The following is a 6,561-nucleotide window of genomic DNA, read 5'->3' on the forward strand; positions in this document are numbered from 1 at the left end:
GCCGGGGCCCGCGGGCCCCGGCCGTCCGCCTACCGGCGCTCTCAGTGGTGGCGGCCCCGGACGCGGCGGGCCAGCGCGATCACGCCGCCGCCCAGGCCCAGCAGCAGCGCGGCGGCCCCGGCCGCCGGGGCGACCAGGTCACCGCCGCCGGTGTCCGGCAGCGGGCGCGGGTGCGGCGAGCGGGAGCCGGTCGGCCGGGGGGTGCTCGGGCTCGGCGACGGAACCGGGCTGCTGCTGCTCTCGCTCGGCGACGGCGACGGCGGCGGGCTGGTGCTCTCGCTCGGCGACGGGCTCGGGCTCGGCGACGGGGACGGCGACGGCGACGGGCTCGGGCTCGGCGACGGGGACGGCGAAGGGCTCTCGCCGCACTCCGGCAGGTCGCCGTTGAACGGGTAGGCGTGCAGCTCGGTGCCGCTGGTACCCTCCTGCACCAGGTTGCCCGCCAGGTAGACCCGGCCGTTGGTGCCCGGGACGGCCACGGTGACGGTGCCGTCCGGGTTGCCCGCCATGATCGAGCCCTGGAACTGGGCGCCGCCGCTGATCGTGGCGGCGGCCGCGTTCGGGATGTTCCACATCAGCAGCGGCTGCATGTCGGTCAGCTGGTCGCCGGGGATGCCGGTGCCGGTGTTGGTGCGGATCAGCACCGGGTCCGGCCCGACCATGTTGACGATCACCGTCGCACCGGCCGGGATCCCGGCGAAGACGATGTCGGCGGCCGCGGACGCGCTGCCGATGTTCCGGTCGACGTTGAAGACCTGCCGCATGCTGACGCCGTCGCCGGTGAAGGTGTAGAGGTTGGTGTCCACCGTCAGCTGGCCGGTGGCCGTCTGCTGCGCCATGCACGCCGAGTGGCCCTCGATGACCGGGGTCAGGCCGGTGAAGGCGTCGATCGCCGCCGGGTCCCGGCGCACCGTGCCGGTGGGCGCCATCGTGATCTGGCCGCTCTGGTCGGTGCCGTAGACCAGGTTGCCCCAGCGGGTGCCGGTCGAGTCCACGCCGCCGACCGCCAGCTCGTTGCCCGGTCGGACGTCCACCGCGCCGCCGACCGTCACGAAGTCGGTGCCCTGCGGCGGGGGGACGCGGGAGCCCACGCCGACCACGCCCGTGTTGAACAGGCCGCCGCCGTCCTTGGCGATCGTCAGGTCCTTGACCGTGACGATCTTCCCCTCCGCCTCCGCGGCCCGCCCCCCCACCGTGTAGTTGCCGCCGACGTAGATGTTGATCGTGCTGTCGCTGCCCGCGAAGTCGCCGTTGTTCGGCGGGTTCGGGAACGGGTTCGGGCAGGTGCCCACGCACGGGCCGAGCGGCGGGGCCAGTTGGTCGGCCTGGCCGACCGAGGCCAGGGTGATCAGCGGGGTGGCGGCGAGTGCCGCCACTACAGCGAGGCGGAGCAGCGGGTTCTTGCCACGGACGCCGTGTCGCACGGACACCCCTCTCGTTGACGGTTGGTCAGCAGACAGCAGACCTCGCCAGCAAAGGGGAACCGCCCGGCCGTCTCGCCCAGTGGGACACCGACCCGCCGGAAAATCATTCGAACGGACTATTTTGATCTCGCGTCACTGAGCCCGTCGGCGGATCCGCCGGCCCCGGGAAGGGAGAACCGTGCCGAACCCCCCGTTCGCCATGCTCGCCAGCACCGCCGAGGTGCTCGCCCGCCCGGACGCCGACGAGCGGCTGCTCACCGGGTACGAGCGCGAGCGCCTGGGGCGCTTCCGGCGGGACACCGACCGCGACGACTACCTCGCGGCCCACCTGCTGGTCCGGTACTGCGCCGCCGCGCACCTGGGCACCGACCCGGCCGCGATCGCCTTCGGCCAGCGGTGCCCCGGCTGCGGCAGCGGCGTCCACGGCCGCCCGTACCTGACCGACCGGCCCGGAACCCACCTGAGCCTCTCCCACACCAACGGCGTGATCGCCGCCGCGGCCGCCCCCGTCCCGGTCGGCGTCGACGTCGAGCACCTCGGCCCGCGGCACGACGACCCGACCGCCCTCAGGCACGTCCTCACCCCCGCCGAGGCCGCGCTGGTCCGGGGCCACGCCGACCCCACCGCCGCGTTCCTGAGGCTGTGGGTGCGCAAGGAGGCCCTGATCAAGCTCGGCCGCACCACCCTCGACAGCCTCGCCGAACTCGACCTCTCGCACCTCCCGATCGACCCGCCCGCCGCCCACCGGGACGGCGACCTGCACTACCTCGAAATCGCCACCGCCACCGCCGTGTTCACCGCCGCCGCGACGGTGCCGGTGCAACTGCTGGAGCTGTGAGGGCGGTTCAGCAGCAGCGCCCCTCCCACTCGACCCGGTCGAAGTCGCCCGCCGCGTAGGCCGCCGCCGGGATGCCGAAGTAGATCGACCCGTTGTCGCCCCAGCCCCAGTTGAACTCCCCGTCGGCGGCGAGCTGGAGCAGGTTGACCAGCGGCCCGTCGGCGTCCCGGCGGGTCACCGAAGTGCTGTACGAGGTATCCGGCCAGCCGAACGCGCAGTGCCGCCCGGCGGTGTTCCCGTCGTGACCGTCCATCCCGAGAAGGACCACCTCCTGCGCACCCCAGTGCGCGTCCCGGTCGTACTCGAAGTCGCCGTCCTCGACGTCCCAGCAGTCCGGCAGCATCACCGACCCGACCGCGTGGACCGGCCGGGCCGGGTAGCGCCGGGCCGGGGTGGGCGCGGGCACCTCGACCGCCCGGCCGGGGTCGGCGGCCAGCACCCGGAAGTGCGGGGCCTCGGACCTGCCGAGCTCGCGGAACTCCTCGTACGGGATCTCCGGGTCGAGGTAGAAGAAGTTCAACAGGCCCGGCCGCACCGGCAGTTCGGCGCCGAGCCAGGGGGCGAGCGCGTCGGTGTCCAGGACCGCGTGCAGGGACAGCGGCACGCCCTCCACCGCGGGCCAGGCCGTGCCCGGTTCGAGCAGCGCCGCCCCGCCGAGCCGGCAGCGGCCGGTCGGCGGCGCGTCCTCCGTGGCGGCCTCCAGCCGGAACCCGCGCCGCGCCAGCCGCGCGAACTGCGCTCCGGCCCGCTCCCCCAACCGCTCGGCGCAGACCCGCCGCAGCTCCTCCGCATCACGAAACTCCATGCCCCGCATCCTCCCAGGAGCCGCCGACGGACCGGGCCGCCGACGGTTCCGGGCCGAACGGTCACACCGGCCGCAGCAGGCCCACGAGTTGGGCGTGCACGCCGGGGGCGGCGGCCAGGAAGGACGGCGCGGCCGGGGTCCACGGCGCGCCCCGCACGTCGCTGACCACCGCCCCGGCCTCGGCCGCCAGCAGGGCGCCGGGCAGCAGGTTGGCCGGGTCCGCGCCGTACTGCCAGAACGCGGTGAGGTGGCCGGAGCCGACCTGGGCGGCCTGCAGGGCGGTCGGCCCGAGGTTGCGGACCGCCGGGACGTGCGGCAGGACGGCGGCCAGCGAGGCCCCGGCGGCACGCAGCGCCTGCGGGTCGCGGGCGATCCGCGGCGGCTGGGAGGTCGCGACCAGGGCGGTGGCCAGGGTGCGCGGGCGGGGCGCGCAGCGGCGGCCGTCCAGCCGGGTGCCGCCGCCGGCCGCCGCGGCGTACGTGGCCCCGGCGAGCGGGGCGTGCACCACCGCCAGCACGGGGGCGCCGTCGCGCAGCAGCGTCGCGGTGACGGCCCACTGCGGGAGGGCGCTCAGGTACTGCACCGCCCCGTCGGTGGCGTCGCACAGCCACCACTCGCCGTCCCCGGGCACCTCGCGCGCCCACTCGTCGTCCAGCCAACCGGCCCGCGGGCGCAGCGCGGTGAGCCGTTCGCGCAGCAGAGCGGCGGCGGGCCGGTCGAGCGCGTCGAAGGCGGCGCGCGCCCGTTCGGGGGTGGCGGCGGCGAGCGGTTCGGCGGCCTGCCGGCCGGCCAGGTCGCGGCCGACCTCGCGCACGGCCCGTTCGACGGCGTCCAGCATCTCCTGCACGGTGGTCCTCCTGTATTCCGGTGGTGGTCGAGGAGTACCGTCGGGGCGGCGGTCCGGGACGTCCCCGGGCCGGAAGTGGCGGAGATCGGACGGCATGGACACCGAGACGACGGATCCCGCCAGCGTGCTGGACGCGCTGGACCGGCGGCTGGTGCACGCCCTCCAGGTGGACGGCCGGGCCGAGCCGGGGCGGATCGCCGAGGTGCTGGGCGTGTCGGCGCGGACGGTGACCCGGCGGCTCGGGCGGCTGCTGGGCACCGGCGCCGTCCGGGTGGTGCGGATGCCGGACACCCGGGCCGCCGCGCTCGGCGCGCTGCTGCTGCGGGTGCGGGTGCTGCGCGGGCGGACGGACGCGATCGCGCTGGCGCTGGCCGCGCGGGCGGAGGTCCCGTTCGTCGACGTGATGCTCGGCGGGCAGGAGGTGTCGGCGGTGGTGCTGGGCGACGCCGCCGCCCGCGACCGGCTGCTGCGCGGGCTGCTGCCGGCCACCGACGCGGTGCTGGAGTCCACCGCGCACGCCGTGCTGCACCTGTTCGCGGACGCCTCCGCCTGGCGCTGCGGCGCGCTGACCGCCGCCCAGGAGGCCGCGCTCGCCCCGCCGCCGCCCGTCCCGGCCGACCCGCCGCCCGCCCCGGACCCGCTCGACCACCGGCTGCTGGACGCGCTGGGCGCCGACGCCCGCCGCCCGCACGCCGCGCTGGCCGCCGCCCTGGCGGTGCCCGAGTCGACCGTCCGCCGCCGGCTGCGCCGGCTCGCCGCGGCCGGCCTGCTGCGCACCCACGTCAGCGTGGACCCGCGGCTGCTCGGCGCCGCCGTGGACGCCAACCTGTGGCTGGACGTCGAACCCGGGCGGCTCGCCGCGACCGGCGAGGCGCTGGCCCGGCACCCGCAGGTGCACGGGGTGCTGGCCACCAGCGGGCCGAACAACCTGATGGCCGCCGTGTTCTGCCCCGACCACGCGGCGCTCTACCGGTTCCAGACCGAGGTGCTGGGCCCGCTCGGGGTGCGGCGGGTGGAGACCGCGGTGGTGGCCCGCGCGGTCAAACGGGCCGGGGCCCGGCTGCGCCAACTGCCCGGCTGAGGGCCGCTGTCAGCGGGGCGCGGCAGACTGGGGGCATGTGCCGAAGCATCAAGACGCTCCGCCCGCCGATGACGCCCGACGCCACCCCCGAGGACGTGCACGCGGCGGCCCTGCAGTACGTCCGCAAGATCTCCGGGTTCCGGGCGCCCGCCGCGCACAACCGCGAGGCGTTCGACGCGGCGGTGGCCGCCGTCGCGGCCGCCACCGCCCAGCTCCTCGCCTCGATCGAGGTGCGCGGGGTCACGCCCCGTTCGTCGACCCCGGCCGGATGACCATCAGCACCAGGACGACCGCCCACAGCAGGTTGAACACGCCCGCCGTCATCGGCAGCATCTTCAACTTGCCGGTGGCGCGGGCCGTTTCGGCGTCCCGGTCCTCGGTCGCGTCCAGCGCGTCGAGGGTCGCCTGCTGACCGGGCAGCACGAACAGCAGCAGCACGCCCGCCGCGACGGCCGTCAGCACGATCGAGGTGACCAGCCAGGCGTTGCCCAGCACGCCCATCGCCTGCGCGGTGCCGATGCCCAGCAGCGGGACGCCCAGGCCGATCAGCGCGTACACGTTGCTGATCCGGTGCAGCAGCCGCACCGAGACCTGCGCGGCCGGCTGCTCCGGGCCCGCCGCGAGGGCGGCCTTCGCCTTGCGCGGGAACATGCTCACCGCCACCGCGACCGGACCGATGCACAGCGCCACGACCAGCAGGTGCAGACTCAGCAGGAACTTGGCCATCGCCGGCGCGACCCTTCCACCACAACGGAACCTCGACGTCCGTCACGCTAGCAGCGCTTATGCAGGCCCCCGTCAGGGAGCACCGCCGGAGAGCACCGCCAGGGGCTCGGGGAACGGCGAGGCCCAGTCTGCTGACGGTGCACTGCCGGAGCGCGCATCGGCTTCCGGTTCTGTTACGGCACGCAGCAGCACGGACACTTCGATGGGCTCCGGCCACCAGCAGCACGGACCCGCCGTTCCCCGGGCCCCTGATTTCGCCCCCCGCCGTTCGTACCCGGGCCCCTGATTCCCCCCCTTCGCCTGCCTGGCAGTTTCCCTGCGGACTGTTACGGAGCCGGGCGGTGACCGTTACCCGACCGGCGGTTCGCCGAGTGGCGGGCTTCCTAGCGTGGGCGCCGTCGACCCGTGGCCGCCCGGCCGCGGGTGACGAGTGATCGGAGGATCCCCGATGTCAGGTACCACTTCCGTCCGCCGGACGGCACGGCTCGCGCTGGTCCCGGCCCTCGCCGCCGGTGTGCTCGCGCTGCCGGGCGCCGTCGCGTTCGCCGACACCGCCTCCCCGTCGGCCTCCCCGACCAGCCCGGCCACGACCGAGTCGACCGGCCCGGCTCCGGCCAAGCCGTCCCCCTCGGTCTCCCCCACCGCCCTGGTGTCGGCCTCGCCGACGTCCGCCGCGAAGGCGGGCGCCCCGCTGCCCAAGGGCGGTGCGCAGACCGGTGAGGGGGTGGCCGACCGCGGTTCGGCGACCGGGCTGGTGCTCGGGGCCGGGCTGGCGGTGGCCGGGGCGGCCGGGATCGGCCTGTTCGCCGTCCGGCGCCGTGCCGGCGACCGGGCCTAGTC

General features: G+C 76.1%; 8 protein-coding genes. 4 read left to right on the forward strand and 4 right to left on the reverse strand.

Annotated elements, in window-relative coordinates:
- Positions 1-41 precede the first annotated feature (41 nt).
- Positions 42-1,424, reverse strand: coding sequence for a choice-of-anchor A family protein (locus ACFUEL_RS32420; RefSeq protein WP_380240600.1), 1,383 nt, complete (start codon positions 1,422-1,424; stop codon positions 42-44).
- Positions 1,425-1,602: 178 nt separating this feature from the next.
- Between ACFUEL_RS32420 and ACFUEL_RS32425 the strand changes: the two genes are divergently transcribed.
- A complete protein-coding gene (locus ACFUEL_RS32425) occupies positions 1,603-2,262 on the forward strand; it encodes a 4'-phosphopantetheinyl transferase family protein (RefSeq protein WP_380240601.1) in 660 nt (219 codons plus the stop codon).
- A gap of 7 nt (positions 2,263-2,269) precedes the next feature.
- Here ACFUEL_RS32425 and ACFUEL_RS32430 read toward each other — a convergent pair whose 3' ends face one another.
- Both ACFUEL_RS32430 and ACFUEL_RS32435 read right to left on the reverse strand, forming a co-directional pair.
- The gene (locus tag ACFUEL_RS32430) at positions 2,270-3,067 is read right to left on the reverse strand and encodes a DUF1963 domain-containing protein (protein WP_380240603.1); all 798 of its coding nucleotides are present in this window, start codon (positions 3,065-3,067) and stop codon (positions 2,270-2,272) included.
- Between the two features lie 61 nt (positions 3,068-3,128).
- Entirely contained in the window at positions 3,129-3,905 is a 777-nt protein-coding gene (locus ACFUEL_RS32435) for an inositol monophosphatase family protein (protein WP_380240611.1), read from the reverse strand.
- Positions 3,906-4,008: 103 nt separating this feature from the next.
- Here ACFUEL_RS32435 and ACFUEL_RS32440 point away from each other — a divergent pair, with 103 nt between their 5' ends.
- Both ACFUEL_RS32440 and ACFUEL_RS32445 read left to right on the forward strand, forming a co-directional pair.
- Positions 4,009-4,995 carry an Lrp/AsnC family transcriptional regulator gene (locus tag ACFUEL_RS32440; RefSeq protein WP_380240605.1) on the forward strand — a complete coding sequence of 329 codons (987 nt, stop codon included), beginning with the start codon at positions 4,009-4,011 and terminating at the stop codon, positions 4,993-4,995.
- Between the two features lie 35 nt (positions 4,996-5,030).
- Positions 5,031-5,267 (forward strand): DUF2277 domain-containing protein, encoded by a 237-nt coding sequence (locus ACFUEL_RS32445; RefSeq protein WP_033218265.1) that lies wholly within the window; start codon positions 5,031-5,033, stop codon positions 5,265-5,267.
- Here ACFUEL_RS32445 and ACFUEL_RS32450 read toward each other — a convergent pair.
- Positions 5,236-5,721, reverse strand: a complete 486-nt coding sequence (locus ACFUEL_RS32450) for a hypothetical protein (protein WP_380240607.1) — start codon at positions 5,719-5,721, stop codon at positions 5,236-5,238. The two genes, ACFUEL_RS32445 and ACFUEL_RS32450, sit on opposite strands and share 32 nt — an antisense overlap.
- A 448-nt stretch (positions 5,722-6,169) precedes the next feature.
- Here ACFUEL_RS32450 and ACFUEL_RS32455 point away from each other — a divergent pair, with 448 nt between their 5' ends.
- A complete protein-coding gene (locus ACFUEL_RS32455; protein ID WP_380240609.1) occupies positions 6,170-6,559 on the forward strand; it encodes a sortase-dependent protein in 390 nt (129 codons plus the stop codon).
- Positions 6,560-6,561: the final 2 nt, after the last annotated feature.

The organism is Kitasatospora sp. NPDC057198 (assembly GCF_042670125.1).
Classification (GTDB): Bacteria; Actinomycetota; Actinomycetes; order Streptomycetales; family Streptomycetaceae; genus Kitasatospora.

Excerpts from the sequence above, each read along its gene's own strand:
- ACFUEL_RS32430 (WP_380240603.1), bottom strand. The coding sequence starts at position 3,067 with ATGGAGTTTCGTGATGCGGAGGAGCTGCGGCGGGTCTGCGCCGAGCGG.
- ACFUEL_RS32435 (WP_380240611.1), bottom strand. The coding sequence starts at position 3,905 with ATGCTGGACGCCGTCGAACGGGCCGTGCGCGAGGTCGGCCGCGACCTG.
- ACFUEL_RS32440 (WP_380240605.1), top strand. The coding sequence starts at position 4,009 with ATGGACACCGAGACGACGGATCCCGCCAGCGTGCTGGACGCGCTGGAC.
- ACFUEL_RS32445 (WP_033218265.1), top strand. The coding sequence starts at position 5,031 with ATGTGCCGAAGCATCAAGACGCTCCGCCCGCCGATGACGCCCGACGCC.
- ACFUEL_RS32450 (WP_380240607.1), bottom strand. The coding sequence starts at position 5,721 with ATGGCCAAGTTCCTGCTGAGTCTGCACCTGCTGGTCGTGGCGCTGTGC.
- ACFUEL_RS32455 (WP_380240609.1), top strand. The coding sequence starts at position 6,170 with ATGTCAGGTACCACTTCCGTCCGCCGGACGGCACGGCTCGCGCTGGTC.